The 26,620-nt window shown below is 71.8% G+C and carries 28 protein-coding genes; 12 read left to right on the top strand and 16 right to left on the bottom strand.

From position 1 onward, the window contains the following. Window positions 1-22: 22 nt before the first annotated feature. Window positions 23-703: a hypothetical protein gene (locus MXD64_RS01860; RefSeq protein WP_042537774.1), complete on the bottom strand. Its 681-nt coding sequence runs from the start codon at window positions 701-703 to the stop codon at window positions 23-25. A gap of 194 nt (window positions 704-897) precedes the next feature. Here MXD64_RS01860 and MXD64_RS01855 point away from each other — a divergent pair, with 194 nt between their 5' ends. The 6 genes from MXD64_RS01855 (at window position 898) to MXD64_RS01830 (ending at window position 6,005) form a co-directional block, all read left to right on the top strand. Further along, window positions 898-3,354 carry a phosphoketolase family protein gene (locus tag MXD64_RS01855; RefSeq protein ID WP_259551543.1) on the top strand — a complete coding sequence of 819 codons (2,457 nt, stop codon included), beginning with the start codon at window positions 898-900 and terminating at the stop codon, window positions 3,352-3,354. A 93-nt stretch (window positions 3,355-3,447) separates the two neighbouring features. Then, complete coding sequence (locus MXD64_RS01850) at window positions 3,448-3,777, top strand: hypothetical protein (protein ID WP_017887492.1); 330 nt, start codon at window positions 3,448-3,450, stop codon at window positions 3,775-3,777. Further along, window positions 3,758-3,973 carry a hypothetical protein gene (locus MXD64_RS01845; protein WP_017887493.1) on the top strand — a complete coding sequence of 72 codons (216 nt, stop codon included), beginning with the start codon at window positions 3,758-3,760 and terminating at the stop codon, window positions 3,971-3,973. Before MXD64_RS01850 ends, MXD64_RS01845 begins: the two co-directional genes overlap by 20 nt. 33 nt (window positions 3,974-4,006) lie before the next feature. Continuing rightward, window positions 4,007-4,690: a fumarylacetoacetate hydrolase family protein gene (locus tag MXD64_RS01840; protein ID WP_017887494.1), complete on the top strand. Its 684-nt coding sequence runs from the start codon at window positions 4,007-4,009 to the stop codon at window positions 4,688-4,690. Window positions 4,691-4,843: 153 nt separating this feature from the next. Continuing rightward, window positions 4,844-5,818 carry a sugar phosphate isomerase/epimerase family protein gene (locus tag MXD64_RS01835; RefSeq protein ID WP_017887495.1) on the top strand — a complete coding sequence of 325 codons (975 nt, stop codon included), beginning with the start codon at window positions 4,844-4,846 and terminating at the stop codon, window positions 5,816-5,818. 10 nt (window positions 5,819-5,828) lie between these two features. After that, window positions 5,829-6,005: a hypothetical protein gene (locus MXD64_RS01830; RefSeq protein ID WP_017887496.1), complete on the top strand. Its 177-nt coding sequence runs from the start codon at window positions 5,829-5,831 to the stop codon at window positions 6,003-6,005. A gap of 321 nt (window positions 6,006-6,326) precedes the next feature. Here the strand turns inward: MXD64_RS01830 and MXD64_RS01825 are convergent, their stop codons facing one another. The 3 genes from MXD64_RS01825 to MXD64_RS01815 form a co-directional block, all read right to left on the bottom strand. Further along, complete coding sequence (locus MXD64_RS01825; RefSeq protein ID WP_017887497.1) at window positions 6,327-6,482, bottom strand: hypothetical protein; 156 nt, start codon at window positions 6,480-6,482, stop codon at window positions 6,327-6,329. Window positions 6,483-6,640: 158 nt separating this feature from the next. Further along, window positions 6,641-9,151, bottom strand: a complete 2,511-nt coding sequence (locus tag MXD64_RS01820) for an ATP-dependent DNA ligase (protein WP_259551541.1) — start codon at window positions 9,149-9,151, stop codon at window positions 6,641-6,643. After that, window positions 9,148-10,038 (bottom strand): SDR family oxidoreductase, encoded by an 891-nt coding sequence (locus tag MXD64_RS01815; protein WP_017887499.1) that lies wholly within the window; start codon window positions 10,036-10,038, stop codon window positions 9,148-9,150. Before MXD64_RS01815 ends, MXD64_RS01820 begins: the two co-directional genes overlap by 4 nt. A gap of 135 nt (window positions 10,039-10,173) precedes the next feature. Between MXD64_RS01815 and ku the strand changes: the two genes are divergently transcribed. Then, a complete protein-coding gene (ku, locus tag MXD64_RS01810) occupies window positions 10,174-11,199 on the top strand; it encodes a non-homologous end joining protein Ku (RefSeq protein ID WP_263137063.1) in 1,026 nt (341 codons plus the stop codon). A 4-nt stretch (window positions 11,200-11,203) separates the two neighbouring features. On the opposite strand, the gene MXD64_RS01805 is transcribed toward ku, so the two are convergent. Next, the gene (locus tag MXD64_RS01805; RefSeq protein WP_214533067.1) at window positions 11,204-12,016 is read right to left on the bottom strand and encodes a cupin domain-containing protein; all 813 of its coding nucleotides are present in this window, start codon (window positions 12,014-12,016) and stop codon (window positions 11,204-11,206) included. Between the two features lie 142 nt (window positions 12,017-12,158). On the opposite strand from MXD64_RS01805, the gene MXD64_RS01800 reads away from it, so the two are divergent. Next, window positions 12,159-12,803: an antibiotic biosynthesis monooxygenase gene (locus MXD64_RS01800; protein WP_071251780.1), complete on the top strand. Its 645-nt coding sequence runs from the start codon at window positions 12,159-12,161 to the stop codon at window positions 12,801-12,803. A gap of 12 nt (window positions 12,804-12,815) precedes the next feature. On the opposite strand, the gene MXD64_RS01795 is transcribed toward MXD64_RS01800, so the two are convergent. The 4 genes from MXD64_RS01795 to uriH are packed head-to-tail and all read right to left on the bottom strand — an operon-like array spanning window position 12,816 to window position 17,133. Then, window positions 12,816-13,757, bottom strand: coding sequence for a Ppx/GppA phosphatase family protein (locus MXD64_RS01795; protein ID WP_056073155.1), 942 nt, complete (start codon window positions 13,755-13,757; stop codon window positions 12,816-12,818). Window positions 13,758-13,808: 51 nt separating this feature from the next. Beyond that, window positions 13,809-14,669 carry a ribokinase gene (locus MXD64_RS01790; protein WP_263137062.1) on the bottom strand — a complete coding sequence of 287 codons (861 nt, stop codon included), beginning with the start codon at window positions 14,667-14,669 and terminating at the stop codon, window positions 13,809-13,811. Next, window positions 14,666-16,096, bottom strand: a complete 1,431-nt coding sequence (uriT, locus tag MXD64_RS01785) for a uridine transporter UriT (RefSeq protein ID WP_017887505.1) — start codon at window positions 16,094-16,096, stop codon at window positions 14,666-14,668. Before uriT ends, MXD64_RS01790 begins: the two co-directional genes overlap by 4 nt. A gap of 5 nt (window positions 16,097-16,101) precedes the next feature. After that, window positions 16,102-17,133: a uridine-preferring nucleoside hydrolase UriH gene (gene uriH, locus MXD64_RS01780; RefSeq protein ID WP_263137061.1), complete on the bottom strand. Its 1,032-nt coding sequence runs from the start codon at window positions 17,131-17,133 to the stop codon at window positions 16,102-16,104. Between the two features lie 162 nt (window positions 17,134-17,295). Between uriH and MXD64_RS01775 the strand changes: the two genes are divergently transcribed. Continuing rightward, complete coding sequence (locus MXD64_RS01775; protein ID WP_040419828.1) at window positions 17,296-18,294, top strand: LacI family DNA-binding transcriptional regulator; 999 nt, start codon at window positions 17,296-17,298, stop codon at window positions 18,292-18,294. 220 nt (window positions 18,295-18,514) lie between these two features. On the opposite strand, the gene MXD64_RS01770 is transcribed toward MXD64_RS01775, so the two are convergent. The 6 genes from MXD64_RS01770 to MXD64_RS01745 form a co-directional block, all read right to left on the bottom strand. Then, a complete protein-coding gene (locus MXD64_RS01770) occupies window positions 18,515-20,212 on the bottom strand; it encodes an MDR family MFS transporter (protein ID WP_263137060.1) in 1,698 nt (565 codons plus the stop codon). Continuing rightward, window positions 20,209-20,829 carry a TetR/AcrR family transcriptional regulator gene (locus MXD64_RS01765; protein ID WP_017887509.1) on the bottom strand — a complete coding sequence of 207 codons (621 nt, stop codon included), beginning with the start codon at window positions 20,827-20,829 and terminating at the stop codon, window positions 20,209-20,211. The genes MXD64_RS01770 and MXD64_RS01765 overlap by 4 nt, the downstream gene beginning before the upstream one ends. Before the next feature lie 51 nt (window positions 20,830-20,880). Further along, window positions 20,881-21,363: a GNAT family N-acetyltransferase gene (locus MXD64_RS01760; RefSeq protein ID WP_231564055.1), complete on the bottom strand. Its 483-nt coding sequence runs from the start codon at window positions 21,361-21,363 to the stop codon at window positions 20,881-20,883. Window positions 21,364-21,454: 91 nt separating this feature from the next. Next, window positions 21,455-22,144 carry an HAD family hydrolase gene (locus MXD64_RS01755; protein ID WP_042538317.1) on the bottom strand — a complete coding sequence of 230 codons (690 nt, stop codon included), beginning with the start codon at window positions 22,142-22,144 and terminating at the stop codon, window positions 21,455-21,457. A gap of 54 nt (window positions 22,145-22,198) precedes the next feature. After that, the gene (locus MXD64_RS01750; RefSeq protein WP_259495073.1) at window positions 22,199-22,840 is read right to left on the bottom strand and encodes an MBL fold metallo-hydrolase; all 642 of its coding nucleotides are present in this window, start codon (window positions 22,838-22,840) and stop codon (window positions 22,199-22,201) included. A 58-nt stretch (window positions 22,841-22,898) separates the two neighbouring features. After that, window positions 22,899-23,324 carry a MarR family winged helix-turn-helix transcriptional regulator gene (locus MXD64_RS01745; protein WP_259495071.1) on the bottom strand — a complete coding sequence of 142 codons (426 nt, stop codon included), beginning with the start codon at window positions 23,322-23,324 and terminating at the stop codon, window positions 22,899-22,901. A gap of 93 nt (window positions 23,325-23,417) precedes the next feature. On the opposite strand from MXD64_RS01745, the gene MXD64_RS01740 reads away from it, so the two are divergent. Further along, complete coding sequence (locus tag MXD64_RS01740) at window positions 23,418-24,173, top strand: glycosyltransferase (RefSeq protein ID WP_259495069.1); 756 nt, start codon at window positions 23,418-23,420, stop codon at window positions 24,171-24,173. A gap of 111 nt (window positions 24,174-24,284) precedes the next feature. After that, window positions 24,285-24,923: a hypothetical protein gene (locus MXD64_RS01735; RefSeq protein WP_214519625.1), complete on the top strand. Its 639-nt coding sequence runs from the start codon at window positions 24,285-24,287 to the stop codon at window positions 24,921-24,923. Window positions 24,924-24,932: 9 nt separating this feature from the next. Here the strand turns inward: MXD64_RS01735 and MXD64_RS01730 are convergent, their stop codons facing one another. Next, window positions 24,933-25,550 (bottom strand): helix-turn-helix domain-containing protein, encoded by a 618-nt coding sequence (locus MXD64_RS01730; RefSeq protein WP_214519624.1) that lies wholly within the window; start codon window positions 25,548-25,550, stop codon window positions 24,933-24,935. Between the two features lie 58 nt (window positions 25,551-25,608). On the opposite strand from MXD64_RS01730, the gene MXD64_RS01725 reads away from it, so the two are divergent. Next, the gene (locus tag MXD64_RS01725; RefSeq protein ID WP_263137059.1) at window positions 25,609-26,604 is read left to right on the top strand and encodes an NAD(P)/FAD-dependent oxidoreductase; all 996 of its coding nucleotides are present in this window, start codon (window positions 25,609-25,611) and stop codon (window positions 26,602-26,604) included. Window positions 26,605-26,620 lie beyond the last annotated feature (16 nt).

Raw genomic sequence — 26,620 nt, 5'->3', positions numbered from 1 at the left:
GGCCGATCGTGGTGCGGGGGTGTTACTTGATCTGTGCGGTGATGGTGGCGGTGCCGACGAGGAGGCCGCGCTTGACGGCGTCGGTGCCGAAGGTCTTGTTCAGCAGGCCGGCGGCGTCTTCGCTGATGTGGACGGTGGTGCCGGTCAGGATGGCGTTGTCGCCCTCGAGCTGGAGGGGCTTGAGGGAGCCGCCGTGCAGCTCGAACAGGAACGCGTTGTTGACAGCGACCTTGCCGTTGACCAGGACGTCGCCGTAGAGCTTGGACGAGCCGGGGTTGACGACGAAGTTCTCGAGGGTGACGGTGGTGTCGCCGCCCTTGAGGGTCAGGCCGGAGTCGTCGTGGTTGAGCAGGCCCTGGACGTAGGGGCGGTAGTTGCCGTCGGGGGACCAGTAGGTGACCGATCCGGCGGTGATCGGGAACGACACGGATCCGTCGGCGAGCTTGGCGGTGCCGGAGACGCCGGGGGTGAGCTTGAGGGAGGTGAGGGCGTCGGTGAAGCCGGAGTCGAGCTTCACGGCGGTGGAGCCACCGAGGACCTCGGGCACCGAGGCGACCGGTGCGGGGATCTTCGACGACGACGAGGACACCGTGTGGATGGCGGGGGTCGCGGCCTGGGCGGAGGAGATGCCGAACGCGGCACCGCCCAGCACGAGGGCACCGGTGGTGGCGAGGGTGATGGAGGTCTTGAGGCTCTTGCGCATCGTGATCAGTCCTTTGCTCTGGAGGCGCTCCGGCCGGTGGCCGAACGTGCACTGTGCACGCGCTGAGTACCGGCCAACTGCGACCGGAGAGCGCCCTGGGCTTTTGCCCTGTGCAAGTCATTCGGCGCCGCTGCCCGAACGGTTTGGACGAGTTTCCTGAGGTGCAGCAACCCGGTGTTTCGTACCGTGTACCCATGGCTCCAGCACACATCTCCACGACCGATCGGCTCCGGGCGGTCGACGCCTGGTGGCGCGCCGCCAACTACCTGACGGTCGGGCAGATCTACCTGCTGGACAACCCGCTGCTCACCCGGCCGATCGAACCCGACGACGTCAAGCCGCGGCTGCTCGGGCACTGGGGGACCTCGCCCGCACTGAACCTCGTCTACGCGCACTGCAACGCGCTGATCGCGGAGACCGGTCGCGAGTTCCTGTACATCTGCGGCCCGGGACACGGCGGCCCTGCGATGAACGCGAACGCCTGGCTGGACGGCACGTGGAACGAGCTGTACCAGGACGTCGACCTGCAGCGGTTCTTCCGTCAGTTCTCGTTCCCCGGCGGCATCCCCTCGCACGCCGCCCCGGAGACCCCCGGGTCCATCAACGAGGGCGGCGAGCTCGGCTACTCGCTCTCCCACGCGTACGGTGCGGCACTCGACAACCCCGACCTCGTCGTCGCGTGCGTGGTCGGTGACGGTGAGGCCGAGACCGGTCCGCTCGCCGGGTCGTGGCAGGCGCACACGTTCCTCGACCCGGTCTCCGACGGAGCGGTGCTGCCGATCCTCAACCTCAACGGCTGGAAGATCGCGAACCCGACGGTCCTGGCCCGCATCCCCGACGAGGACCTCACCGCGTACTTCCGCGGGCTCGGGTACGACCCGATCGTGGTCGACTCCAGCCGCGTCGACGACGACCCGTACGCGGTCCACGCCCTGTTCGACGGCGCCCTGCGACGCGCCCTCGCCGGCATCGACGACATCCAGGCCGCCGCACGTGCCCAGGCCGCTCGTGCCGCCGCCGGCCAGCCCGCCGGCGCCGCGGCCCTGCGTCCACGGTGGCCGATGATCGTGCTGCGCACCCCGAAGGGCTGGACCGGCCCGAAGGTGGTCGACGGTGAACCGGTCGAGGGGACCTTCCGTGCACACCAGGTGCCACTGCCGGCCGTGCGCGAGGACGACGGTCACCGCGCCCAGCTCGAGGAGTGGATGCGCTCGTACCGCCCGGAGGAGCTCTTCGACCAGGACGGCCACCCGGTCGGCATCATGACGACGATCCGCCCGACCGGCGACGAGCGGATGAGCGCCACCCCGCACGGCAACGGCGGCCGGCTGCGGACCGCGCTCGACCGCCCACCCCTCGAGCCGTACGCGGTCGAGGCCGGCACCGAAGCGTCCGCCACGGGCACGCTCGGCCCCTGGCTCGCCGCCCTGATCGAGAAGAACGCCTCGACCTTCCGGCTGTTCGGTCCGGACGAGACCATCTCGAACAAGCTCGACGCCGTGTTCGACGTCACCACCCGCGTCTGGCGTGCCCAGCGTGCGCCGGGCGACGAGCACCTCTCCCCCCGCGGCAGGGTCACCGAGGTCCTGTCCGAGCACCTGCTCGAGGGCATGCTCGAGGGGTACGTGCTGTCCGGTCGGCACGGGATGCTCAACACCTACGAGGCGTTCGCCCACATCATCGACTCGATGGTCGGGCAGTACGCCAAGTGGTTGGAGTCCTCGACGGACATCGACTGGCGGGCACCGGTGTCGAACCTGTCGCTCCTGCTGTCGTCGCACGTCTGGCGGCAGGACCACAACGGCTTCTCCCACCAGGACCCCGGGTTCCTGGACGTCGTCGCGTCGAAGCAGCAGGACCTCGTGCGGATCAAGCTGCCGGCCGACGCCAACACCCTGCTCGCCGTCGCCGCCCACGCCATGGAGACCACGGACCGCATCGAGGTGATCGTCGCGGGCAAGCACCCGGAGCCGGTCTTCCTGTCCCTCGAGGACGCCGTCGCGCACGCCGACGCAGGACTCGGGGTCTGGGACTTCGCCGGCACCGAGCAGGCCGTCGGCAGGGTCGACGTCGTCCTCGCGTGCGCCGGTGACGTCCCCACCGTCGAGGCGGTCGCCGCCACGGACATCATCCGGAAGCACGCACCCGGGGTCGGTGTCCGCGTCCTCAACGTCGTCGACCTGCTGGCGATCGGCGACCCGCGCAAGCACGAGCACCCGATCCCGGACGAGCAGTACGACGCGCTCTTCCTGCCCGGCACGCCCACGGTCTTCGCGTTCCACGGGTACCCGACGCTCGTGCACCAGCTGACGTACCGCCGGAACGGGCACGACGACCTGCACGTGCACGGGTTCCTCGAGCAGGGCACGACGACCTCGCCGTTCGACATGCTCATGCGCAACGAGATGGACCGCTTCGCCCTGGCCCACGACGCCCTGACACGGGTGGACGCCGAGGCGCACGCCGACCTGCTCACGAAGCTGTCCGAGGCGCGTGACGCTGCACGGGCGTTCGCGTACACGAAGGGCGAGGACCACCCGTCGCTCGCGGGCTGGGAGTTCGCGGGATGGCCGCAGGACGAACCCGCCAGCGGTGGGACCGGCGGCGACCCGGGTGCGGGCGAGACCGAGGCGGCCGCGCCCGGCAACTGACGCACTCCTCCACAGGCCTGGAGGCCCGGAGCACCCTCCACAGGACCGGTCACGCCCGCCGCGTGGCCGGTTCCGTGCTGTCAGGGTTCCGGCATGGACATCGGCTGGATCAGCGCGCTCGTGTCGGTCACCAGCGCGTCCGTTGCACTGGGGGCGCTCGTCGCCTCGGTGCTCGACGGGCGCGCGGGACGGCGAAATGCAGAGTTCTCGGTGCACCGCGACCTGTGGTGGCAGCGTTGGTCGTGGGTCGCCGACCGGGCGACCTCGGACGACGAAGGAACGCGCGCGGCCGCCGGTGTGATGGCAGCTGCGCTGGTGAGCCGCAGTTGGACGACCGCGGACGACCGCTGGGTCGGCCGGGCGCTCGACGACCTGACCGCAGCGACGATCGAAGGAGCGAACGATGATCTCGAAGCTGAGTGACAAGGACTTCAAGCGCTGGCTCGACGGACGTGAACTGACGACGCCCGCACTGCTGGCAGACCCGCACTACGGGCCCATGATGCGGGCGAAGGGCGCCGAGGAAGAGCTCCGTCAGGCGCGGATCGAATGGCGCGAACGCCAGGAGCGCGCACGAGCGCGGAAGCTCAAGGACGAGGCGTCCTTCGGTGAGGGCTGAACCGACGCCATGCGAGCCTGCCACGCTGGGACCGTGACCGAACTCGTCATCCCGGCCCCGAGCCTCCCGACCGTGCCCACGACGACGGGCGCGCGGTTCCCCGTCCGCCGTGTGTTCTGCGTCGGCCGGAACTACGCGGCGCACGCCCGCGAGATGGGCCACGACCCGGATCGCGAGCCGCCGTTCTTCTTCACCAAGCCGGCCGACGCCGTCGTGGTCGACGACGCCGACACCCCGTACCCGCCCCTGACCCAGCAACTGGAGCACGAGGTCGAGCTCGTCGTCGCGATCGGCACCGGCGGCGCGGACATCGCCGTCGCCGGTGCCCTCGCCCACGTGTGGGGCTACGCCGTCGGCATCGACCTGACCCGCCGTGACCTGCAGGCCGAGGCGAAGCGACTCGGGCGCCCGTGGGACACCGCGAAGGGCTTCGATGCATCGGCACCGATCGGCGCGATCACCCCGGCGGACGCGGTCGATCCGACCAGCGGCGCGATCGAGCTGACGGTGGACGGGGAACTCCGGCAGGCGGGCGACCTGGCCGACCAGATCTGGTCGGTCGCCGAGACGATCGCGGCGGTCTCGCGGTCGGTGTCGCTCGCGCCCGGCGACCTGCTGATGACCGGCACCCCCGACGGCGTCGGCGTGCTCGAACGCGGCTCGGTGCTCATCGGCACGATCGCCGGTGTCGGCGAGGTCCGGACCCGGATCGTCTGAGCCACGTGTCGCCGATGTGTCGACGGGCTGGGAGCCTTCGCAGGCAGCACGGGTAATCCTTGGGCATCGTCGCGGGTGGGGCCCGCGGCGGACACGGGGCGGCGCATCGCGACGGGGCGACGCGGACACCCCGGGACTGCCGGAGGTACGACCGTGCTGGAACACGACCTGCTCGCCACGTCCTGGACGTGGGCGGGCGACGAGAGCGTCCGCGACCGCGTGCACGCGGTGGGGTCCGCCGGGTTCGCCGGCCTGTCACTGTCCCTCGACGACCTGCACGAGGTCCGTGCCACGACGGGCTTCGCCGAACTCCGCCGCATGCTCGACGGGGCCGGCATCGTCTGGGTCCAGCTCGGACCGCTCGACCGGTGGTGGACCTGCGCGAGCCGCACCCAGGACGAAGACGCCGATCGCGGGGTGGTGCTCGAGGCCGCCGCGACCCTGAGCGCCTGGCAGGTGGTGGTCCGTGCCGACACTTCGTTGCCCGGAGCCTCGCCTGCGACGATGGCCGACGACTGGGTCGCGCTCGCCGACCAGGCCGAGGCCGTCGGGGCGCAGATCGTGCTCGAGCCGGAGCCGTGGTCCAACCTGCCCACGATCGAACGGGCCGCACGCTTCGTCGCCGCTGCCGGACACCCGAACGGCGGGCTGCTCCTCGACGCCATGCACGCGCTCCGCGGCGGTTCGACCCTCGCGTCGATCCGGCAGGGCGTCGCACCGGGGGTCCTCGCAGCCGTCGAGCTGAGCGACGGACTGCTGCACACCCCGAGCGGGATGACCCTGGCCGAGGAGTCCCGGACCGCGCGGTACCTGCCCGGTGCCGGGGCGTGGGACCTGCCCGGCCTCGTCCGGACGGTGCGTGAACTCGGGTTCGACGAGCCGTGGGGCGTCGAGGTCCGGACCCCGGCGCACCGTGCAATGCCCGTCCGTGACGCGCTCCGCACCGCCGTCGCCGCCACCCGTGCGGTGCTCGACGCCGCTGACGCCTTCGGTGCCCCGGCTGCCCCGGCGATGCCCTCGACGCCCGCACCGACGTCCGCCGTCGACTTCGAGCCGCCGCAGACCGGCCGCCACGACCCGACGAACGGTGCGCGACGTCGGGACGCCGACACAGGGACGCCCGCGTAGGTTGCTGGGCATGACCGATCAGGCAGCACACGACGACGACCTGCTCCGCCGTTCTCAGGAGTCCATCGACGAGGCCAAGGCCGCCGCGGCCGAGGTCGTGGAGCCGGACGAGGACGCGCTCATCGACGAGGACGCCCCCGTGGCCGACCACGCGGAGCCCGCCGACGGACCCGCCCCCGCGGCGTGACCCGGTACTGACCCGGTACTGTCCCGAAAGCACTCCCCACACCGACGGAATCGCCGGGCGACCATCCAGGTCGCCCGGCGATTCGTTCGTCTTCGCGTGTGACGATCCGCTCACTCGGTGCGTCCCACCAGTGGACCCACCGGTTGCGCTGCTGCGCGCCCGGTGCGGGGCCGTGCGGCCGGTCTCCCTGAACCGGCTGGCCGCGTGCCCCGGCGGCGGTCCGTGCGCTCCCTGATCCAGCGTGCGGGCCGTCGGGTCCGCCGACCCGTTCCGCCACCACGGAGCCGCCGGGCCGCCGCGCGGGTCAGGCCACCGTGCTCGTCAGTCGTCGTCCTCGTCGGCGAGGAAGTCCGCGTACCGGACCTCGGTCTCCGTGGTGCTGCTGCGCGGTTCGACGATCCGCTGCGACAGGTCGTCCCCGGTGATCGCGACGCGTTCTGCGGCCGTGAACGGCGGCAGGTACTTGCTCGAGTTCATCCCCTGAGCCCCCTTCGTCTCGGCGAACGTAACAGCCCGTGGCCGGACCCCGGCGTCGTTGCCGGAATCGTCCCCCGCCCGAGCGTCGCACGGGGGACGGAATTTCGCCAGGGGCGGACCCATGCGGATGCATGCGCCGGCCGCGGCCGGCCAGCGCGTCAGGACTCCCGCACGACGTCGTCCGGGTCCTTGTCGACCCGCCATCCCCGCCACGACGGTTGCCGGAGCCGCCCGTCACCCGTCCACTCGGCGAACTCGACCTCGCCGACGCGCTCCGGCGTGACCCAGTGGGCGTCCCGCGCGTCGGGCCGTGGGACGTCGACGAACGGTGAGGTCTTCCGTGCCAGTGGTGCGAGGACATCGCCGATCTCGTCGAGGTCGCGGTCGCGGAACCCGGTGCCGACCTTGCCGATGTACTCCAGTCCGTCCGGGCCGGGTACCCCGAGCAACAGCGATCCGATCCCGCCGGCACGCCGACCGCTGCCCGGCTTCCAGCCGCCGACGACGACTTCCTGGGTGGCGTGGTGCTTGCGCTTCAGCCAGGCTTCGGACCGACGGCCCTCGGCGTACTTCGACGACCGCTTCTTCGCGACGACGCCCTCGAGGCCCTGCTCGCGCGAGGCGGCCAGCACCGCGTCGAGTTCACCCTGCACCGCCGGCGGCACGTCGATCGCACCACCCGGTTGCACGACGGTCTCGAGCGCCTGGCGCCGGGCGTCGTACCCGAGCCGAGTCAGCTCGTGCCCGTCCGCCTCGAGCACGTCGAAGAGCAGGAACCGGACCGGGGTGGTCTCCTGCGCGCTCCGGACCTCACGCGCCTTCGTCAGCCCCATCCGGTTCTGGAGCAGCTGGAACGACGGTCGGCCGCGGTCGTCGACGGCCACGATCTCACCGTCGAAGACCCCGTCCACCCCGGCCCGCTCCCCCAGTTCCTGCAGTTCCGGGTACTGCGCCGTCAGGTCGTTGTCGTTGCGGCTGCGCACGGTGACCGATCCGTCGCGGACGGTTGCGAGCGCCCGCACCCCGTCCCACTTCATCTCGAACGCCCAGTCCGCCGGGTCCAGCCGGGTCTCGCCCTTGTCCAGGGTCGCCTGCATCGTCCGGCGCTCCGACGGCGGGGTCTCGGCGTCCGCCGCCCGGGTGATCCGTCGCCGCCCGTCGGACCCGCCGGGTGCGGTGCGCGCCACCGCCGGCCCGGCACCGCTGCCGCCGTCCGCCAGCCGTTCGGGTTGTTCCTTCGTGCGGTGGATGAGCCAGTTCTTCTCGTCGCCCCCGCCCCGGCCGCGGGTGTGCAGCAGCGCGAGGCGGCGAGCGCCGCCGGTCCGACCGTGCAGGGTGACGATGACCTCCTGCCCCTCGCGCCACTTCTCGAGCTCGTAGGTGCCGTCGTCCCAGATCGTGACCGTGCCGCCGCCGTACTCGTACTTCGGGATCGTGCCCTCGAACGAGCCGTACTCGAGCGGGTGGTCCTCGGTCTGCACGGCCAGGTGGTTCTTGCCGGGATCGGTCGGTTCGCCCTTCGGCAGTGCCCAGCTCACCAGCACGCCGTCGTGCTCGAGCCGGAAGTCGTAGTGGTCACGGGTGGCGTGGTGCTCCTGGACGACGAAGGTCGGTGTGCCGTCCTTCCGCACCGTCGGGGCACCTTCCGGCACGGGTTCCGGCGTCTTCGAGGCGTCCCGCTTGGCCCGGTAGGCGGCGAGCCGGTCGCGGGCGGGCTGCTCGGCGTCGTTCGCCCGCTCGGTGCGGTCGCTGTCCCAGTGACCGTGGTCGTCGCGCCCGACGGCCAGCGAGGCGGAGGCGACCGGGTGCAGGAAGTCCCCACGGGCCTCCAGGCGTTCGAGGACCTCGTCCAACGTGAGCTGCGCGAGCCCGCGTTCCTCGAGTTCCTTCCAGGTGCGTGGTGCCGCGACCGTCGGCCGTTCGCGGCCGCGCAGCGAGTACGGGGCGATGGTCGTCTTGTTGCCGTTGTTCTGCGACCAGTCGACGAAGACCTTGCCCGTCCGCTCGGCACGGCTCATCGACGACAGCACCAGGTCCGGCAGGTCCGTCTCGAGGGCCTTGGCCAGCTCGTGGGCGACGTCGGAGACCTGCGCCGTCGTCGCCTTGCCGTCGAGGGCCGCGTACAGGTGGATGCCCTTGGAGCCGGACGTCACCGGGTACGGGTCGAGTCCCATGCCGTGCAGGATCTCGCGCGCGGCCACGGCGACCTCGACGCACTCGGGCAGCCCGACGCCGTCACCGGGGTCCAGGTCGAGCACGAGCCGGTCCGGGTGCTGCTGCGCACCGCGGGGACCGAACCGCCACTGCGGGACGTGCAGTTCGAGCGCGGCCTGCTGCGCCATCCACACCAGGGTCGGCAGGTCGTCGACGATCGGGTACTCGTTGTCGTGCTCCGAGTGGTGGATGGTGTGGTGCCGCACCCAGTCGGGGGCCGAGTCGGGCAGGTTCTTCTCGAAGAAGACCTTGCCGTCGACGCCGTTGGCCCAGCGCTTCCGGGTCACGGGGCGGTCCTTGACGTGCGGGATCATCCACGGCGCGACCCGCTCGTAGTACTCGATCACCCGACCCTTCGTGGTGCCGGTCTCGGGGTAGAGCACCTTGTCGGTGTTCGTGAGCGCGAGCCGACGGTCGCCGACCAGGACGACGGTCTTGCGCGAGGCGGGACTCACAGCGCCACCCCGGTCGCTCCCGCCACCGTCAGGGTCGTGCCGGACGTGTACGACGACTCGGGCCCGGCCAGGTAGACGTAGGCGCTGCCGAGCTCGACGGGCTGGGCGGGACGACCGAACGGGGTGTCCTGGCCGTACGCCGCGATCTCGTCGCCCGGGTAGCTGATCGGCTGCAGGGGCGTCCACACCGGCCCGGGCACCACCGTGTTGGCACGGATGCCCTTGCTGGCGAGCTGCCGCGCGAGCCCGTTCGTGTACGTGATGATCGCGGCCTTCGTCGCGGCGTAGTCGATCATGCGGTCCTGCGGCTGGTACGCCGACACCGAACTGGTCGTGACGATCGAGCTGCCCGGCGCCATGTGCGGGACGGCAGCGCGGACGAGCCAGAACAGCGAGTACAGGTTGACCTTCATCGTCCGGTCGAAGTCCTCGGTGCTCTGCTCGGTGACGTCCTGGTGCACCTGCTGGTGGCCGGCGACCAGCACGAGCGCGTCCAGGCCACCGAGCTCGCTGACGGCGTCCTGCACCAGGACGTCGCAGAATGCCTCGTCCGTCAGGTCGCCGGGCAACAGCACGGCCTTGCGCCCGAGGTCACCGATGACGTCGCGGACCTGTTCGAGGTCCTCGCGCTCCTCGGGCAGGGCGTTCAGGGCGACGTCGGCGCCCTCCTTCGCCATCGCGATCGCCGCGGCGCGCCCGATGCCGGAGTCCGCGCCCGTGACGAGCACCCGGTACCCGCGCATCCGCCCGGTGCCCAGGTAGCTCGTCTCGCCGTGGTCGGGGGCGGGGTCCATCGCACTCGCCAGCCCGGACCCCTGCTGGGTCTGCGCGGGGAACGGCGGACGGGGGAACTGGTCGCGCGGGTCCTGCTTGTCGAGCTGGCTCATGGGCCCATCGTGCTCGCGCCGGCCTCGCGGCGGTCCAGCGAACCGGACATCCGTGGAACGATCCCCCGGACGGCGGACCTGTGGAGGAACCGTCGGCTCCGGGCACGCACGCATGCGGGCGGGCATCATGTGCGCATGAGGTCGATCTGGAAGGGCTCCATCGCGTTCGGGCTCGTCAACGTGCCCATCAAGGTCTACGCGGCCACCGAGACGCACGACGTGTCCCTGCACCAGGTCCACGACGACGACAAGGGCCGCATCCGGTACAAGCGGGTGTGCGAGTTCGGCCACGAGGTCGAGTACGCCGACATCCAGCGCGCCTACGACGACGGTGACAAGACCGTGGTGCTCACCGCGGACGACTTCAAGCAGCTCCCCGAGGAGCAGTCGCACGAGGTCGAGGTGCTCGAGTTCGTGCCCGTCGAGCAGGTCGACCCGATGATGTTCGAGAAGACCTACTACCTGGAGCCCGACTCGCGCTCGCCGAAGGCGTACGTGCTGCTGCGCGAGACCCTGGCGAAGACCGACCGCCTGGCGATCGTGCAGTTCACCCTGCGGCAGAAGACCCGGCTCGGGGTGCTCCGGGTGCACGACGAGGTCATCCTGCTGCAGGGGCTGCTCTGGGGCGACGAGGTCCGCGCCGCCGACTTCAAGACCCTCGACACGACGGTGAAGGTCAGCGCCAACGAGCTGAAGATGTCGTCCTCGCTCGTCGAGAGCATGTCCACCGACTTCGACCCCGACCGCTACACCGACTCCTACCAGGAGGAACTGCAGCAGCTGATCGACGCCAAGCTCGAAGCGGGCGACGACATCGACACCGAGAAGACCTTCGGCGAGCAGCAAGACGACGAGGACGACGACGAGGGCGGTGACGTGCTCGACCTGATGGCCGCCCTGCGTGCGTCCGTCGACAAGAAGCGGACAGGAGGCTCGGGGTCGCGTTCGTCGTCGACGTCACGGTCGTCGTCCGGTTCCGGCTCGGGCACGTCCGGCTCCGGCACGTCCAGCTCCGGCAGGAAGTCGCCGGCGAAGAAGGCGCCCGCCAAGAAGGCCGCGGAGAGCACGACGGAGAAGGCCACCGCGAAGTCGGCGCCGAAGAAGACACCGGCGAAGAAGGCCCCGGCCAAGAAGCCCGCCGCCAAGAAGCAGGCGAGCTGACGGCTCAGGCCGCGGTCGACCCGCCGCCCGCCAGGCGCTCGAGCGTGGTGAACACCTCGGCGTACTGCTGGCGGAGCGCTGCCCACCCGGCGCCGGTGTCGATCGACTCCGGGTCCTCGACGGGCACCGCGTACCCGTACTGCGCCCGCGGGACCGGGTCACCCGGCAACCGGAGCTCCTGTGTGAACGCGCCGCTCGCCGCCTCGAAGGTCAGGGTGTGCGATGCGATGTTCCGTCCCCAGTCCGCGGACGGCCACGACATGAACGCGACGTGCCGCATCCCCTCGGCGGGGTCCGTCGCCGAGACGTAACAGCCGTGGTGGTCCTCGCCCGGGGACAGGATCGTGTACGTGCCGTTGTCCCGGTAGACGAGCAGGGCCTCGGCGAAGGGCTTCGGTGCGTACATCGCGGTGTAGCGCAGGGCGTGCACGAACTGCGGCCGGCCCAGCGGGACCGTCACGAGCGCGCTGCGGGCCGGCCCCTCGTTGGCTGGTGGCTCGCCCGGGGTCGACGCCGCTGCACCTGCCGGCAGGTGGGCGACGTAGAGCAGCTCGGCGTCCTCCGTGCCGGTGCTGCGGCCGTCGTGCACGATGCGCGGCTCCTCGACCAGGGCCTGCCCCGGCCCGACGACCCGAGTGGCCTCTTCGGTGACGTGCGTCAGCGCCCCGCGCACCACGAGACCCGTCTGGCGTGCGTCGTGCTGGTGCCAGCCGGTCGACGCACCCACCGGGAGCGTCAGCCGCCGCACCTCGTACGTGCCGCCGTCGGGCCCGTCGACGGTGGCGATGAGGGTGGTGGTGGGCTCGGGGTGGGGCATCGGGGTCCTCTCGGTGATGCGTTCGCCAGATGATCGTCTTGCACCCACCTGGGACGGTGGTCGAAGGACGACGCGGATCCGTTCAGCCGGCGCGCGAGGCACGTGTCACGAGCCGGAAACACGGGTCCGCGACACTGGGCACATGACTCCAGAAGAGCCTGGGGCCTTGTCGTCGCCACCCGCGACCGATGGCCCACCCGTCACCGTCTCCGTCACCCGCCTGGTCGAACCCGACCGCATCCCCGAGGCCACCCGCTGGGTGCAGTCCGGGGTGAACCTGGCGAACCGCTACCCGGGCTTCCTCGGCTCCGGGTGGGTGCGTTCCCGGGCGCAGTCGCGCGAGTGGCACATGCTCTACCGGTTCGCCGACCACGACTCCCTGGCGACGTGGGAGAACTCCGACGACCGGCTGCGGTGGCTCGACCTGGGCCGTGACCTGGTGGTGGAGTCCCGCGTCGAGAAGCGCACCGGCATCGAGGGGTGGTTCGACGTCCCGCAGGACGCTCCGGCCTCGAGCGCTCCCCCGCGGTGGAAGCAGTCCGTGAGCATCTGGCTCGGCTTCTTCCCGGTGAACCTCGCCTTCACGTACCTGATGGCCTGGCTCGTCCCCGCGTTCGCGCACGTCGCGATCCTGCCCCGGGTGCTCATCACGACCGTCGTGCTCACGCCGATCATGACGTTCTGGGTGCTGCCGTTCGTGACGAAGCTGATCCGTCCGTGGCTGCTCGCACCGCCGAAGCAACCGCAACAGCAACGGCAGCAGCCGGTCCGGCAGCCGCGCGGCTAGATCGACGGGTCGCTACGGGGTCCCGAGCACCGACAGCTGATCGAGCCGCTCGAGGATGACGCCCTCGCGCAGTGCCCACGGGCAGATCTCGAGGGCCGGCAGGTCGAAGATGTCCAGGCACGCCTCGGCGACGAGCGCGCCGGGCACCACCTGGTGTGCGCGGCTCGGTGAGACACCGGGCAGCGCCGCGAGCTCGTCGACCGACATCGTCAGCAGCTCCGGCAGGCGCTGCCGCAGCACCGCGCCGTCGAGCGCACGGGGCACGAGTGGTCCGGCGGCGGACGGCGCGGCCCCGCAGACGCGGGCGATCGACCGGAACGTCTTCGACGTCGCCACGGCCCGGTCCGGACGCCCCGAGCGGAGCAACCGTCCGGCGTCACGGGCGATCTCCACGCGGATCTCGTGCCGGATGCGGCGGACGTCGTCCTCGGTCGGGGTGCCGGCCGAGAAGTAGGAGCGCGCCAGCCGGGCGGCACCGATCGGCATCGACCACGCGACGTCCGGTGCCTCGTCGGCACCGCCGGCGATCTCGAGCGAGCCCCCGCCGATGTCGAAGACCGCCAGGCGACCGGCGGACCAGCCGAACCAGCGGCGCACGGCCAGGAACGTCAGCCGGGCCTCGTCCGAGCCGGACAGGACGGCCAGCTCGACCCCGGTGGAGGCCTCGACGTGGGCGAGCACGGCCTCGGAGTTGCCGGCGTCGCGCACCGCCGAGGTGGCGAACGCGAGCATGTCCTCGCAGCCGCGCTCCTCGGCGACGCGGACCGCGTCGGCGACGAAGGTGGTCAGGGCGTCGATCCCCTGCTGGGTCACCGCGCCCGAGTCGTCGAGGTGCTCGGCCAGCCGCAGCGGCTGCTTGAACGAGGACGCCGGCAGCGGCGCAGCGCCGCCGTGGGCGTCCACGACGAGCAGGTGGCCGGTGTTGGACCCGATGTCGAGGACTCCCACGCGCATGGACCCAACGCTAGTGGGCCGCGCAGTCACCCCACGGCCGGGAGGCGCGGGTCACGCCCGCAGGAACGCCTCCAGCTCGGCGGTGGTCGGGTACGAGGCCTGCGCGCCCGGCTTGGTCGCGGCGTACGCCCCGACCCCCACCGCGAACCGGGCGGCGTCGACGAGGGTGTCCCCGGTGGCCAGGCGCAGCGCCACCGCACCCATGAAGGCGTCGCCGCAGCCCGTGGTGTCCACCGGCTCGACCCGCACGGCGTCGATCGACACCGGCTCGGCACCGCGATCGTGCACGACGCAGCCGGCACCACCACGGGTGACGATCGACCGCGCGACACCGTGGTCCCCGAGCGCGGCGGCCTCGTGCTCGTTCACGAGCAGCACGTCGGTCAGCTCGAGCAGTTCGGCCGGCACCGCGCCGAAGGGCGACAGGTTCGTGAGCACCGTGACCCCGGCGGCGTGCGCAGCCCGGGCGGCGGCGAGGACGACGTCGATCGACACCTCGAGGCAGAGCCCCAGCACCGTGGCGTCGGCGAAGGCGTCGGTCGGCACGTCCTCCGGCGTCAGCGTGCCGTTCGCCCCGGCGGAGATCACGATGGTGTTCTCGCCTGCGGCGTCGACCGTGATGACGGCGGTGCCGGTCGCCGTTCCCTGACGGACGGCGACGTGCGTCGTGTCGACACCCGCAGCCGCGACGGAGTCGCGGAGCAGCGCACCGTTCCCGTCGTCGCCGACCGCACCGATCATGCGCACCGTGCCCCCGAGCCTCCCGGCAGCCACCGCCTGGTTGGCGGACTTGCCACCGGGCAGGATCGCGAGGTCGGAGCCCTGCAGGGTCTCACCGGGCTGGGGGAAGCGCGCGGTGCGGACCACCAGGTCCGCGTTGAGCGACCCGACGACGACGATGCTCTCGGTCAACGGACGGTCTCCTTCTGCGGGGCGACGGACGTGGTCTCGGCGCCTTCCGGACGGGGGATGAGGAACGAGATCGCGAGTGCGACGGTCGTGATCGCGGCCCCGAGCAGCATGCCACCGGAGTACCCGGCGGTGCCCGCGGAACCGCCGACGCCGAGCGCGATCTGCAGCGCGGGCAGGACGGCGAAGCTGACGCCGGCGCCGAGGTTGAACGCACCGGCGTTCAGGCCGGGCAGGAAGCCGGGGTTCGACTCCGGCGACAGCACGATGCCCAGGCCGTTCAGGATGATGTTCGCGATGCCGGCGTAGGTGATGCCGATCAGCACGGTCGCGGTGACCAGCACGGGCAGCGAGTGCACGCCGACGAGCGCCATCAGCACGGTCGAGACGATGCTGCCGATCAGGCCGAAGCGCAGGACAGCGCGGTACCCGATGGTCGGGGCGAGGCGCCCGGCGAAGGGTCCGACGATCCAGCCGACCAGCGCGTACGGGGTGAGGAACACGAGCGAGGCCAGGTCGGGCTCCATGCCGAAGCCGGCGTCGCCGTTCTGCGCGAGCGACGTGACCAGGCCGTTGACGACCGCGAACACGCCCGTCATCGTCAGGAACGTCGTCGCCAGGAGCGCCCAGGTCGCACGGCGTTTCAGGAACCGGGTCTCGACCAGGGGTTCCCGCACCCGCGACTCGACGGCCCAGAACACGGCGAAGGCGACGAGCGCGACGACGACGCCGCCGATCACGAGGGCCGGGTTCGCCGCGCCGAGCTTGCCGGCCTCGTTGAACGCCGTGAGCAGCGCCCCGACCGAGACCACGAGGGGGACGACGCCGATCCAGTCCATCCGGGTGCCGGCGGAGGGCTTCGACTCGACGCCCCAGACGGCGACCAGGAACAGGGCGAGGACGGTGACGACGGCGATGACCCAGAAGATCCCGCGGAACCCGAAGTTGGTCGCGATCCACCCGCCGGCCAGGGCGTCGACGCCCGCGATGCCGCCGTTCACCGCGGTCAGCAGCCCGAGCGCGGCGCCGTAGCGCTTCGGGTCGCTGATCTCGTTGCGCAGGACGAGCAGACAGATGGGGACGACCGGACCCGTGACGCCCTGGATGATCCGGCCGGCGAACAGCATCGGCACGTTCACCGCGAGCGCGGCGACGATGCTGCCGACGAGCATCACGGCGAGCATGCCGAGCAGCACGCGCTTGCGACCGACGATGTCGGAGAGCCGCGGCAGGAACAGCGAGAACAGCGCCGCGAGCGTGAAGTACAGGGTCTGCGACAGGCCGATGGTGGCGTCGTCGGTGTGGAGCTCGCGCGCCATCGTGACGAGCGCGGGGCTGAGCATGCTCGCGTTCAGCTGGAACGCGATGCACGCGGCGAGGAGCGCGGCGGTGAGGGCGCCGATCGACTTCTTCGTCGAGGTGGAGGTCATGGGGTTCAGTGCTCCGGGGTCGTGGTGATGCCGGCTTCGACGGCGTCGGCGGCGGCACGAGGGGTCCAGCCGGTGTTGGCCGTCTCGCCGATGCGCTCGAGCGCGTCGACGACCAGGTCCCAGAACCGGCCGTGGTCGAGCTCCATCGCGGCGCTCGTGCGGCAGTCCGCGGGCGCCGGGGCGCGGAAGTCGGCGACGGTCATCCCGAGGGTCAGGGCACCCTGGGTCTCGACGCGGATCGGGACCTTCACGGCGCGGACGATCGTCGGGTCGATCACGTAGGCGACGGCGCAGGGGTCGTGCACCGGCGGGGCGTCGAAGCCCTGGGCGTCCTTGTAGGTCTGCCCGAAGAAGTCGAGCAGCTCGCCGACGAACGCGGCGGGGGCGGTGCCGACACCGGCGATGCGCGCGGCGACCTCGGGGGTGGCCAGGGCCTGGTGCGTCAGGTCGAGACCGACCATCACGACGTCCCAGCCGGCCTCGAACACGATGGCCGCGGCCTCGGGGTCGATGACGATGTTGAACTCGGCGACCGGGCTCCAGTTGCCGACGTGCACACCACCGCCCATGAGCACGACCTGCTTGACGCGCTCGACGATGCGGGGCTCCTTGCGGGCGGCGAGGGCGATGTTCGTCAGGCCGCCGGTCGGCACGAGGGTGACCGTGCCGGGCTCGTGCGCCATCACGGTGTCGATGATCAGGTCGACGGCGTGGCGCTCGTCGAGGGCGAACGACGGCTCGGGGAGCATCGGGCCGTCCAGGCCGCTCTCGCCGTGGATGTCCGGGGCGACCTCGATCTGACGCAGCAGCGGGCGGGCGGCACCGGCGGCGAACGGCACCCCGGTGATGCCGGCGATCCGCGCGACGGCCAGGGCGTTGCGGGTGACCTTCGGCAGGGTCTGGTTGCCGACGACGGTGGTCACGGCGAGCAGGTCGATCGCCGGGCTGCCGTGGGCGAGCAGGAGCGCCACGGCGTCGTCGTGTCCGGGATCGCAGTCGAGGATGATCTTCGCGGCGGGCTGGGTCGCATCGGGCACGCTGGGCGCTCCACTTCTTCGGGGAATCGAGGTGAGTGCTCGACGTGGTGGGGATCCACGGGCCGGCAGAACGCTGGCGACGCGGCGCGTCAAGCGTTTGACATCGAAACACGTCAAACGCTTGACGTCAAGTTCGAGCACCGCGCTCGCTAGCATCGACGGGTGCCCTCCCCCGCCGCCCCGAGCCGTCGTGTGACCGCTGCGATGGTGGCCGAGCGTGCGGGCACGAGCATCGCCACGGTCTCCCTCGTCGTGAACGGCAAGGACCGCGGGCGGGTCTCGGCTCCCATCGCCGCACGGGTACGCGACGCCGTGGACGACCTCGGCTACGTCGTCGACCACGCCGCCAGCTCGTTGGCGCGCGGCAGCGGTGACCTCGTCGTGTTCATCGCCCCCGACCTGTCGAACCCGTTCTTCGCCGAGGTCATCCGTGGCGTCCGCGACACCCTGGGCGACCGGTTCCAGCTCGTGCTCTCCGTCACCGAACGGGGCGCGCAGCCGGTCGCGGCCGACGTCCGGCGCTTCGAACGGCTCCGGCCCGCCGGCATCCTGGTCGACGCCCCCGCCGCCGACGAGCCGATGTCGGCGAGCGTCCCCGTGGTGCTGCTCGACGCCCCCGGTGGCCCCGAGGCCGTCAACTACGACCTCTCCACCGGCGTGCACGAGCTCGTCGCACACCTGCACGACCAGGGGCACCGGCACGTGGGCTACCTCGACGGCACCTCACGGGCGGCGACGTTCGGCGTGCGCCGCGACCTGTTCGAGCAGGCCTGCGCAGACGCCGGCATCACCGTCTCCGAGGTCACCGCCCGTGCCGACCTGACCGTCGAGGCCGCGGCCTCGGCCACCGAGCACGTCATCGAGGCCTGGCAGGACGACGACGTCACCGCCGTCGTCGCGGCCGCGGACACCCTGGCCTACGGGGTCCTGCGGGTCGCTGGCGCGCTCGGCATCGCCGTCCCCGGCGCACTCGCGGTCGCGGGCTTCGACGACCTGCCGTCGTCGTCGGTCACCGCGCCGGCGTTGACGAGCGTGGCACTGCCCGGCGCTGACCTCGGTCGGGCTGCGGCACTGCGACTCCTCGCGACGCTCGACGGCACGGCCGCCGAGCCCGCGGCCCTGCCGACACGGCTCGTGCCGCGCGCGAGCACCGGCGCGTAGCGCCGGGCGACCGCGACCTCACGCGCTCAGCGGCAGCGCACGCGCGCTGGGACGCGTGAGGTGTCGCCCGGCACGAAACGCCGGCTGCGGCAGTGAGCGCGAGCGGACGACCGACGGGAGGCGCGGCACCAGCTGGCACCGCGCCTCCCGTCAGCACGCCGTCGTCTCCACAACGCGCCCCGCGATCCGCTGGACGCCGCCGAATCCGGCGGCGTCTCGCTCAATCCGAGGCGTCCCGGCGGGACGCCGGCGTCTCACCACCCGACGAGACGGACTCCGACCCCGCCGTCCGGGCCGCGCGCTGGGCCCGCTCGAGCTCGTCGGCCTCGTCACCGCCGACGGCCTCGCCACGGGCGACCATGCCGGCCGTGTCGGACAGTGTGATCTGCGGCAGGAACAGCGCGAGCAGGAACGCCACCGCGATGAACGGCAGCAGGTACCAGAACACCGGTGCGAGCGAGTCGGCGTAGGCGTTCACGACGCCGTCCTGCACCGCCGGCGGCAGCCCTGCGACGGTCGACGGGTCGATGCTGCCCGCCGACGACGCCGCATCGGTCGCCGAGCCACCGGCACCGCGGAACACGTCGGTCAGCGACGTCGTGAGCCGCGCGGTGAAGAGCGCGCCGAAGACGGCGGTGCCGAGGGAGGCACCGACCTCGCGGAAGTAGTTGTTCGTCGACGTGGCGGTCCCGACCTGCTCGGCAGGAACGGCGTTCTGCGCGACGAGGACGACCACCTGCATGATCAGGCCGAGCCCCGCACCGAACACGAACAGGTAGGCGCAGATGAGCCAGATCGGGGTGTCCGCCGCCAGCTGGGTCATCGCGAGCATCGCGATGGCCACCAGCACCGTGCCGACGATCGGGAACATCCGGTAGCGGCCGGTCTTGGTGATCAGGACACCCGATGCGATCGACGTCCCGATCAGGCCGGCCATCATCGGCAGCATCAGCAGGCCGGAGACCGCGGCCGAGGTGCCCGAGGCCATCTGCAGGAACGTCGGGACGAACCCGATCGCCGCGAACATGCCGATTCCGAGCACCAGGCCGATGCCGGTCGCCAGCAGGAAGGTGCGGTTGCGGAAGAACGACAGCGGGAGCACCGGGTCCTGCGCGCGGGACTCGACGAACACCAGGAGTGCGGCCGAGACGACGAGACCGGCGAACCAGACCCAGGTCTCGGGTGCGTCCCAGCCGTGGTCCTTGCTGCCGCCGAACTCCGAGAAGAACACCAGGCACGTGGTCGCCGCGGACATGAAGAGCACCCCGAGCACGTCGATGCGCTTCGTGGCCTTCTTGTTCGGCAGGGTCAGCGCGAACCACGCCACGAAGAACGCCGCGATGCCGACCGGGATGTTGATGTAGAACGCCCAGTTCCAGGTCAGGTGGTCCACGAAGAAGCCACCGAGCAGCGGGCCGCCGATGGCGGACAGACCGAAGATCGCACCGAGCGGACCGAGGTACTTGCCGCGCTGCGACGCCGGCACGATGTCCGCGATGATCGCCTGCGACAGGATCATCAGGCCACCGCCACCGAGTCCCTGCATGGCACGGAACGCCACGAGCTGCGTGAAGTCCGTGGCGAACGCGCACCCGGCCGACGCGATGGTGAACAGCGCGATCGCGATGAGGAACAGGTTGCGACGGCCGAGGACGTCGCCGAACTTGCCGTAGACGGGCATCACGATGGTCGAGGCCAGCAGGTACCCGGTCGTCAGCCAGGCCTGGTGCGCGACGCCGCCGAGTTCCCCGACGATGGTCGGCATCGCGGTGGAGACGATGGTCTGGTCGAGGCTGGAGAGCAGCATCCCCGCGATCAGGGCGGAGAAGATGATCCAGATGCGACGCTGCGTCAGGAGCAGCGGTCCGTCGGAGCCTGGGCGGGCACGCTTGGCGGTGCCCGGCGCGGTGGCGCTCATGTGGTGTGTTCCCGTTCGGTCGTGGTGACCGCCCTGAGCAGGCGGAGGTTCTCGGTGAGCAGCGCGTCGAACGTCGGCCCCGTGGCCTCGTCGAACGCGTCGTCGAAGTACTCGGTCGCGGTGACCTTGAGGAGCGCCGCCGCGGTCTCGGTGACCAGACGCGGTCGGCGGTCGGCGGGGTCGTCCCACCCGAACCGCCGTCCGAGCGCCACGGTGACCCGGGCGAGCTGCACGTCGGTCGCCGACAGGAACCGTGCGACGAGCGCCGGCTCCCGCTCGAACACCCGGCGGACCAGGGCTTCGTCGGCGCGGGCGATGCCGACCCGGTGGAACTGGTCGATGGCCAGCGCCACGATCGAGTCGAGGGGGTCGAGTCCCGCGGGGACGATGCCGCCCGCGGCGTAGGCGTCGATCGCCTCGACGTCGGCGTTGAGCTCGATGCCGAGCACGGCGTCGTCCTTCGACCCGAAGTGGTTGAAGAACGTGCGGCGCGACACCCCGACGGTCTCGCAGAGCTGCTCGATCGTGAAGCCGTGCAGCCCGTGCTCGACCGTCGCCCGACGCGCCTCGCCGATCATGCGTCGGCGGAGCGCTCGGGTGCGTTCGGTGGTGCTCACCGAGCAAGAATTGCACTCTCGTGGTGAAAGTGCAATGTGGACCGGGTCGAGTTACAGGGTCTTCTCGAAGCAGAACGACCACGGCATCGTCGCGGCGTAGGGCTCGTAGACGTCGATCTGGTCCCAGCCGGTCTTGCGGTAGAGCGCCACGGCGTCGGGCTGCTTGTCACCGGTCTGCAGGATGAGCCGCGGGGCGCCGAGTTCGCGACCGACGCGCTCGCACTCGTCGAGCAGTGCGGTCGCCGCACCCTTGCCGCGCGCGGACGCCAGCACGATGAGGCGCTTCAGCTCGACCTCGTCCCCCAGACGCCGGACGGCGATGTGCCCGACCGGTTCGCCGGACTCGTCGACGGCCAGGATCGACGTGACGACCGTCGACGGATCGACGCTCAGCGCACGGCTGCGCTCGGCGGTGACCGCCGGGTCCTCGCCGGCGTTCGCCGACCCGTAGCGCTCGTGCATCTCGTCGTCCATGCGGGCGCGGAGCACCACGCTGCGGGGGTCGTCCCAGGACACGCGTTCGATCGTGATCACGAACGTCGATCCTGGCACGGGCGACCGACGTCGCAGAAACCGAGGACGGCCGTCGAGCACGACCGGCGCCACCCGTCAGGCGCGCCGCCCGTCAGGCGCGCCGACCGAGTGCCGCGAGCGGACCCTCGCCGGCGCGGAACGCCGCGAGCACGGCCGCAGCGTCGTCGTACACCTCGGCCGCTCCGGCACCGCGGAGTTCGTCACCGCCGATGCCACCGGTCATCACGCCGACGCACGTCACCCCCACCTTGCCGGCGGACTCGACGTCCCACATGGCATCCCCGACCATCACAGCGTCGTCAGCGGAGACCCCGACCTTGTCGAGCGCCACCCGGATGATGCCGGGGTCCGGCTTCGCCTGCTCGACGTCCTCGGAGCTGGTCTCGGCGGTGACCCACTCGCCCGCGTCGAGCAGGTCGCGCAGGCGGGCGAGTTCGTGCTCGGGGGCGCTGGTCGCCAGGACGACGGCGTGCCCGGCCTCGGCGACGGCCTGCAGGAGCTCGCGCGCACCCGGCAGCAGCCGGAGCCGCGGCATCTGCTCGGCGTAGTACGCGGTGTGGAACTGCTTCGCGGTGTCGCGGGTCTCCTGGGACGCGTCCGGCAGCAGCGTCTCGAGCAGCTTCGCCGAGTCCATGCCGATGGCGCGGTGGATGCGCCAGGCGTCGACGGACTCCCCCGCCGCCAGGAACGCTCGCCACCACGCGTCGATGTGCGCGTAGTTCGAGTCGGCGAGGGTGCCGTCGATGTCGAAGAGGACTGCTGTCGTGGGTGCGTCGGCCATCCCTCCATGCTGCTCGGGAGGCCCGGATCGCCTCCCAGGGGCAACCCGCGTCCGTCAGACGGTGATCGTCTCCCCCGCGGGCAGGATCAGGACGGGGACCGGCCCGAGACCGTCTGGCCCGAGGAAGCGTGCGGCGGACTGCTGACCGAGCTCGCTCAGCATCGCCTCGTGGATCTGCACCGCCCGCTCGGGTGCCACGGCGCGGACGTAGTCGACGGCCTGGGCGGTGTTCGTCCAGGGGCCGCTCGTCGGCAGCAGCAGGGTCGGCACCGGGACGCCGGGCTCGAGGTACGCGTCGCCCGGGTGGAAGACCGCGTCGTCCACCAGGTAGCCGACGTTCGCGGTGGACGGGATGTCGGGGTGGATGACCGCATGCTGCTCACCGAAGACCCGGACGGAGAACGGTCCGACGGTGATCGTGTCACCGGCGTGCACCGCTGCGACGCGTCCGTGGTGTTCGCCGAGCTGCTCGACGACGGTCTCCGGGCCGCGCACGACGAGGTCGGGGTCCGCGGCGAGTCCCGCGCGGAGCGCGTCGATGTCGAAGTGGTCGGGGTGGTCGTGCGTGACGAGGACGCCCGCGGCACCGGGGACGAGGTCGACGGCCTCGGGCGTGAAGACCCCGGGGTCGATGACGAGGGTGACGCCGTCCTGCTCGAGGACGACGGTGGCGTGGTTGTACTTCGTCAACTGCATGCCGTCGACCGTACAGCGGTGTTGTAGAAGTCCTGCTGTGCCGGAGGTGCGGGCGCGTTCAGTCCGCCCGGCGCGCGACCCGCTCGAACAGCTCGGGCAGGCGGCTGAGCAGGGCGCGCTCCTCGGCGTCGGTCTCCTGACGGAGCGCCTCGGCCAGCCAGTCCGTCCGGGCGTCCGTGTCGTGCTGCAGCGCGGCCCGGCCGGCGTCGGTGATCCGGATCACCGTTGCCCGCCGGTCGGTGTCCGACGCGGTCCGGTCGACGAACCCGAGTCCGGCGAGTTCGCCGACCGTGCGGGACTGCCCCTGGTGCTTCACGCCACGGCGTCGCGCGAGTTCCGCGATGGTCATGGGGCCCTCACGCTGCAGGAATCCGAGGGTGGTGGCGTGCGTGGCCGGCAGCGCGTCCGCCTCGCGTCGTGCGGCGCGCACGACGCGTCCGATGGACTGCCGCAGTTCGGCGGCGAGCGCGTCGATCGGGTCCATGCCCGGAACGCTACCGCGCGGTGATCGGCGGCCCGGGACGGTGGGGGACGCGGTCCGACAATCCGCACAGCTGACAGGCGGTTGGATCGACGGATGCCCCGTGTCTCGGTCGTGATCCCCGTGCGGGACGACGCCGTGCACCTGCGCCGGTGCCTCACCGCCCTCGCGGTCCAGACCCGGCCCGCCGACGAGGTGGTCGTGGTCGACAACGGCAGCACCGACGACAGCGCGGCGGTCGCCCGGGGCGCCGGTGCGGTCGTCCTCACGGAACCGGTGCGCGGGATCGCCCGGGCGTCGGCGCGCGGCTACGACCGTGCGTCAGGGGACGTCATCGTGCGGCTCGACGCCGACTCCGTCCCACCGCCGTCCTGGATCGCCGACGCGGTCCGGTTGGTGGCCGACCCCGAGGTCGTCGCGGTGACCGGGCCGGGCCGACCCCGGGGCGGTGGCGCCGTGGTGCGACGGTTGTGGGACGCCGTGTACATGGGCCCGTACTTCGTCCTGATGTGGAGCGCGCTCGGGCGCCCGCCGCTGTTCGGGTCCGCCATGGCGATGCGCCGGTCGACCTGGGCCGCGGTCGCCCGCAGGGTGCACCGCGGCGACGCCGAGGTGCACGACGACGTCGACCTGAGCATGCAGCTCGACCCGGCCTGGCGGGTGGTGGCCGACCCCGTGCTCACGGTGCAGGTGTCTGCGCGACCGTTGGCGGGCCTCCCGTCCGTCTGGGTCCGGACGCGACGTGCCTTCCACACGTTCCGCGTGAACGGCCGACGGGCGAACCCGGTGCGCCGGTGGGCGCGACGGCTGCGCGCACGGTCGCGGTCGCCGCAGTGGTGGCGCAGCCGCTGACCGACTGGGTCGGGGGACAACGAATCGGTGACGGTCTCAGCCACCGCGACCCTCGGTCGGTACGTTCGTGAGCGACGGTCATCACCTGACGCGACCGGACGAAGGGGAACCATGCGCCACACGATCGTGCTCACTGCCCTGGTGGCTGCGAGCCTCGCCATGACCGGCTGCGCCCAGGCCGGTCCGGCCGGACCGGCCGGACCGGCGAGCGCCACCGCGACCTCCGCAGCCGACCCGACGACGGCGCCGAGTCCCGACCCCACGAGTTCCGAGGACGCGGACGTCGACGACGACACGGCCACCGTCCCGGCCAGCTGCACCGACCTGATCACACCCGGCAAGTGGGACGAGGCGTTCGCTTCGGCACCGCTCAACGACCCGTCGGTCGTCGGCGACCCGATCGCGATCCCGAAGAGCTCGTTCACCCCGGCACTGCAGGGCGACGGCAAGCGCCTGTACTGCGTGTGGCGGGAGCCGCAGGCCGACACCTCGTACCTGTCCATCGCGGTCGACGCCGTCGACCCCGCGGCCGCCCGCGACGCGCTGGAGCAGCTCGCCACGAAGGGCTACGACTGCGACGACGAGTCCGACGGGTTCCTGTGCCAGAAGGTCTCGAAGAACTCGCAGTACCCGGTCACCGACGGCGACACGTACTTCGCGCGGGGCGACATCGGCATCCACATCCAGCAGTCGAACATCGAGACGACCGATCTGCTCGACGACGTCGTGGCGCACGTCTTCACGGACTGACCCAACCGGTCAGCGGGCCGGACGAGACCGCACGTGGGCTCGTTCGCCCTGCGGCCCGTACAGGCACAGCACCTCGGTGACGGAGTCGGTCACGTTGCCCATCCAGTGCGGGGTGTGGGTGTCGAACTCGGCGACCTCGCCGGGCCCGAGGTCGAGGTCGAGGTCCCCCAGCACGAGCCGGAGCCGTCCGGACAGCACGTAGAGCCACTCGTAGCCCTCGTGCGTCTTGAGCGACGGTTCGCCACCGGGGGTGTTCGGCGGGAACAGCTGCTTGAACGAGCGCACCCCGCTGGTGCGCTTCGTCAGCGGCACGACGACGCGGCCGCCGTGCACCTCGGGCTTCATGTGCACGCGCGGGTCGCCCGTCTGCGGTGCGCCGACCAGGTCGTCGAGGGGCACTAGGTAGGCCCGGGCGAGGGGTAGCAAAAGTTCCAGCGTGGGCTTCCGCTGGCCGGACTCGAGCCGCGACAGGGTGCTCACCGACACCCCGGTCTGTTCGGACAGCGCGGCGAGCGTCACGTCGCGATGGACGCGCAGCGCGCGGAGTCGGGGGCCGACACCGTCGACGACCTCGGCTGTCGAGCGCGGGGCGGTCGCGTCCCGGTTGCCGTGTCCCATGGCGGCCATGTTGCCATACCGGCAAACTTCGTTGCTGTCGCAGCCGTTCCCGCCGCAGGATCAGCGCATGCCCGAACACTTCGACGTCATCGTCATCGGCGGCTCGGCCGCCGGCTTGTCCGCCGCCCTCGTCCTCGGCCGCTCGCGGCGCTCGGTGCTCGTCGTCGACTCCGGCGAGCCCCGCAACGCCCCGGCGGCCGGCGCGCACAACTACCTCGGCCACGAGGGCGTCGCACCCACCGAGCTGCTCCGCATCGGTCGCGACGAGGTCGCCGCCTACGGCGTCCGGGTCACGGCCGGGAGGATCGTGGCCACGTCCGCCACGACCGGTGACGGTCACGACACGGTCGGCTTCTCGGTCACGCTGGACTCCGGCGCGGTCGTCACCGCACGCAGGCTGGTCGTCGCCTCCGGCGCCGTGGACGTCCTGCCGGAGGTCCCGGGCCTGGCCGAGCAGTGGGGGCGCGGGGTCGTGCACTGCCCGTTCTGCCACGGGTGGGAGATCCGCGACCAGCGGATCGGGGTCCTGGTCACGACGCCGAACGGCGCACACCACGCGCTCATGTTCCGGGCACTGAGCGAGCGGGTGACCGTGTTCCTGACCGATCCGGCACTGATGGACGACACCGCCCTGGCCGGTTTGGGCGCCCGCGGCATCTCGGTCGTTGAGGGCCCCGTCGCCGCCGTCGTGTCCGAGGGTGACCGGCTGACCGGCGTCCGGCTCGGCGACGGTTCGTCGGTCGAACTCGATGCCCTGGCCACGGCGAGCCGGCCCGAGGCACGGGTGGGCTTCCTGTCCGGGCTGGGCCTCACCGCCACCGACCAGTTCATGGGTGACTTCCGGTTCGGCACGGCCCTGACCGTGGACGCCACCGGGCAGACGGCGGTTCGGGGTGTCTACGCGGCAGGCAACGCGACGGCCCCGATGGCGACGGTCATCGCGTCGGCGGCTGCCGGCACCCAGACAGGCGCGGCGGTGCACGGCGACCTGGTGCAGGCCGACCTGGCGGAGGCGCTGGCCGGGGTCGGTGCGGGCGTCGGTGCGGCCGATGTTTCGCGCTGAGCGACAGTCCGTGGGG

Origin of the sequence: Curtobacterium sp. Arg-1 (assembly GCF_025643395.1) — a bacterium.
GTDB lineage: Bacteria > Actinomycetota > Actinomycetes > Actinomycetales > Microbacteriaceae > Curtobacterium > Curtobacterium poinsettiae.
This window is presented reverse-complemented; position numbering and strand designations above follow the sequence as displayed.

Excerpts from the sequence above, each read along its gene's own strand:
- MXD64_RS01730 (WP_214519624.1), bottom strand. The coding sequence starts at position 25,550 with ATGGCCGCCATGGGACACGGCAACCGGGACGCGACCGCCCCGCGCTCG.
- MXD64_RS01735 (WP_214519625.1), top strand. The coding sequence starts at position 24,285 with ATGCGCCACACGATCGTGCTCACTGCCCTGGTGGCTGCGAGCCTCGCC.
- MXD64_RS01850 (WP_017887492.1), top strand. The coding sequence starts at position 3,448 with ATGGACATCGGCTGGATCAGCGCGCTCGTGTCGGTCACCAGCGCGTCC.
- MXD64_RS01805 (WP_214533067.1), bottom strand. The coding sequence starts at position 12,016 with ATGCCCCACCCCGAGCCCACCACCACCCTCATCGCCACCGTCGACGGG.
- ku (WP_263137063.1), top strand. The coding sequence starts at position 10,174 with ATGAGGTCGATCTGGAAGGGCTCCATCGCGTTCGGGCTCGTCAACGTG.
- MXD64_RS01745 (WP_259495071.1), bottom strand. The coding sequence starts at position 23,324 with ATGGACCCGATCGACGCGCTCGCCGCCGAACTGCGGCAGTCCATCGGA.
- MXD64_RS01740 (WP_259495069.1), top strand. The coding sequence starts at position 23,418 with ATGCCCCGTGTCTCGGTCGTGATCCCCGTGCGGGACGACGCCGTGCAC.
- MXD64_RS01770 (WP_263137060.1), bottom strand. The coding sequence starts at position 20,212 with ATGAGCGCCACCGCGCCGGGCACCGCCAAGCGTGCCCGCCCAGGCTCC.
- MXD64_RS01795 (WP_056073155.1), bottom strand. The coding sequence starts at position 13,757 with ATGCGCGTGGGAGTCCTCGACATCGGGTCCAACACCGGCCACCTGCTC.
- MXD64_RS01800 (WP_071251780.1), top strand. The coding sequence starts at position 12,159 with ATGACTCCAGAAGAGCCTGGGGCCTTGTCGTCGCCACCCGCGACCGAT.
- MXD64_RS01755 (WP_042538317.1), bottom strand. The coding sequence starts at position 22,144 with ATGGCCGACGCACCCACGACAGCAGTCCTCTTCGACATCGACGGCACC.
- MXD64_RS01860 (WP_042537774.1), bottom strand. The coding sequence starts at position 703 with ATGCGCAAGAGCCTCAAGACCTCCATCACCCTCGCCACCACCGGTGCC.
- MXD64_RS01815 (WP_017887499.1), bottom strand. The coding sequence starts at position 10,038 with ATGAGCCAGCTCGACAAGCAGGACCCGCGCGACCAGTTCCCCCGTCCG.
- MXD64_RS01830 (WP_017887496.1), top strand. The coding sequence starts at position 5,829 with ATGACCGATCAGGCAGCACACGACGACGACCTGCTCCGCCGTTCTCAG.
- MXD64_RS01750 (WP_259495073.1), bottom strand. The coding sequence starts at position 22,840 with ATGCAGTTGACGAAGTACAACCACGCCACCGTCGTCCTCGAGCAGGAC.
- MXD64_RS01855 (WP_259551543.1), top strand. The coding sequence starts at position 898 with ATGGCTCCAGCACACATCTCCACGACCGATCGGCTCCGGGCGGTCGAC.
- MXD64_RS01725 (WP_263137059.1), top strand. The coding sequence starts at position 25,609 with ATGCCCGAACACTTCGACGTCATCGTCATCGGCGGCTCGGCCGCCGGC.
- MXD64_RS01845 (WP_017887493.1), top strand. The coding sequence starts at position 3,758 with ATGATCTCGAAGCTGAGTGACAAGGACTTCAAGCGCTGGCTCGACGGA.
- uriT (WP_017887505.1), bottom strand. The coding sequence starts at position 16,096 with ATGACCTCCACCTCGACGAAGAAGTCGATCGGCGCCCTCACCGCCGCG.
- MXD64_RS01825 (WP_017887497.1), bottom strand. The coding sequence starts at position 6,482 with ATGAACTCGAGCAAGTACCTGCCGCCGTTCACGGCCGCAGAACGCGTC.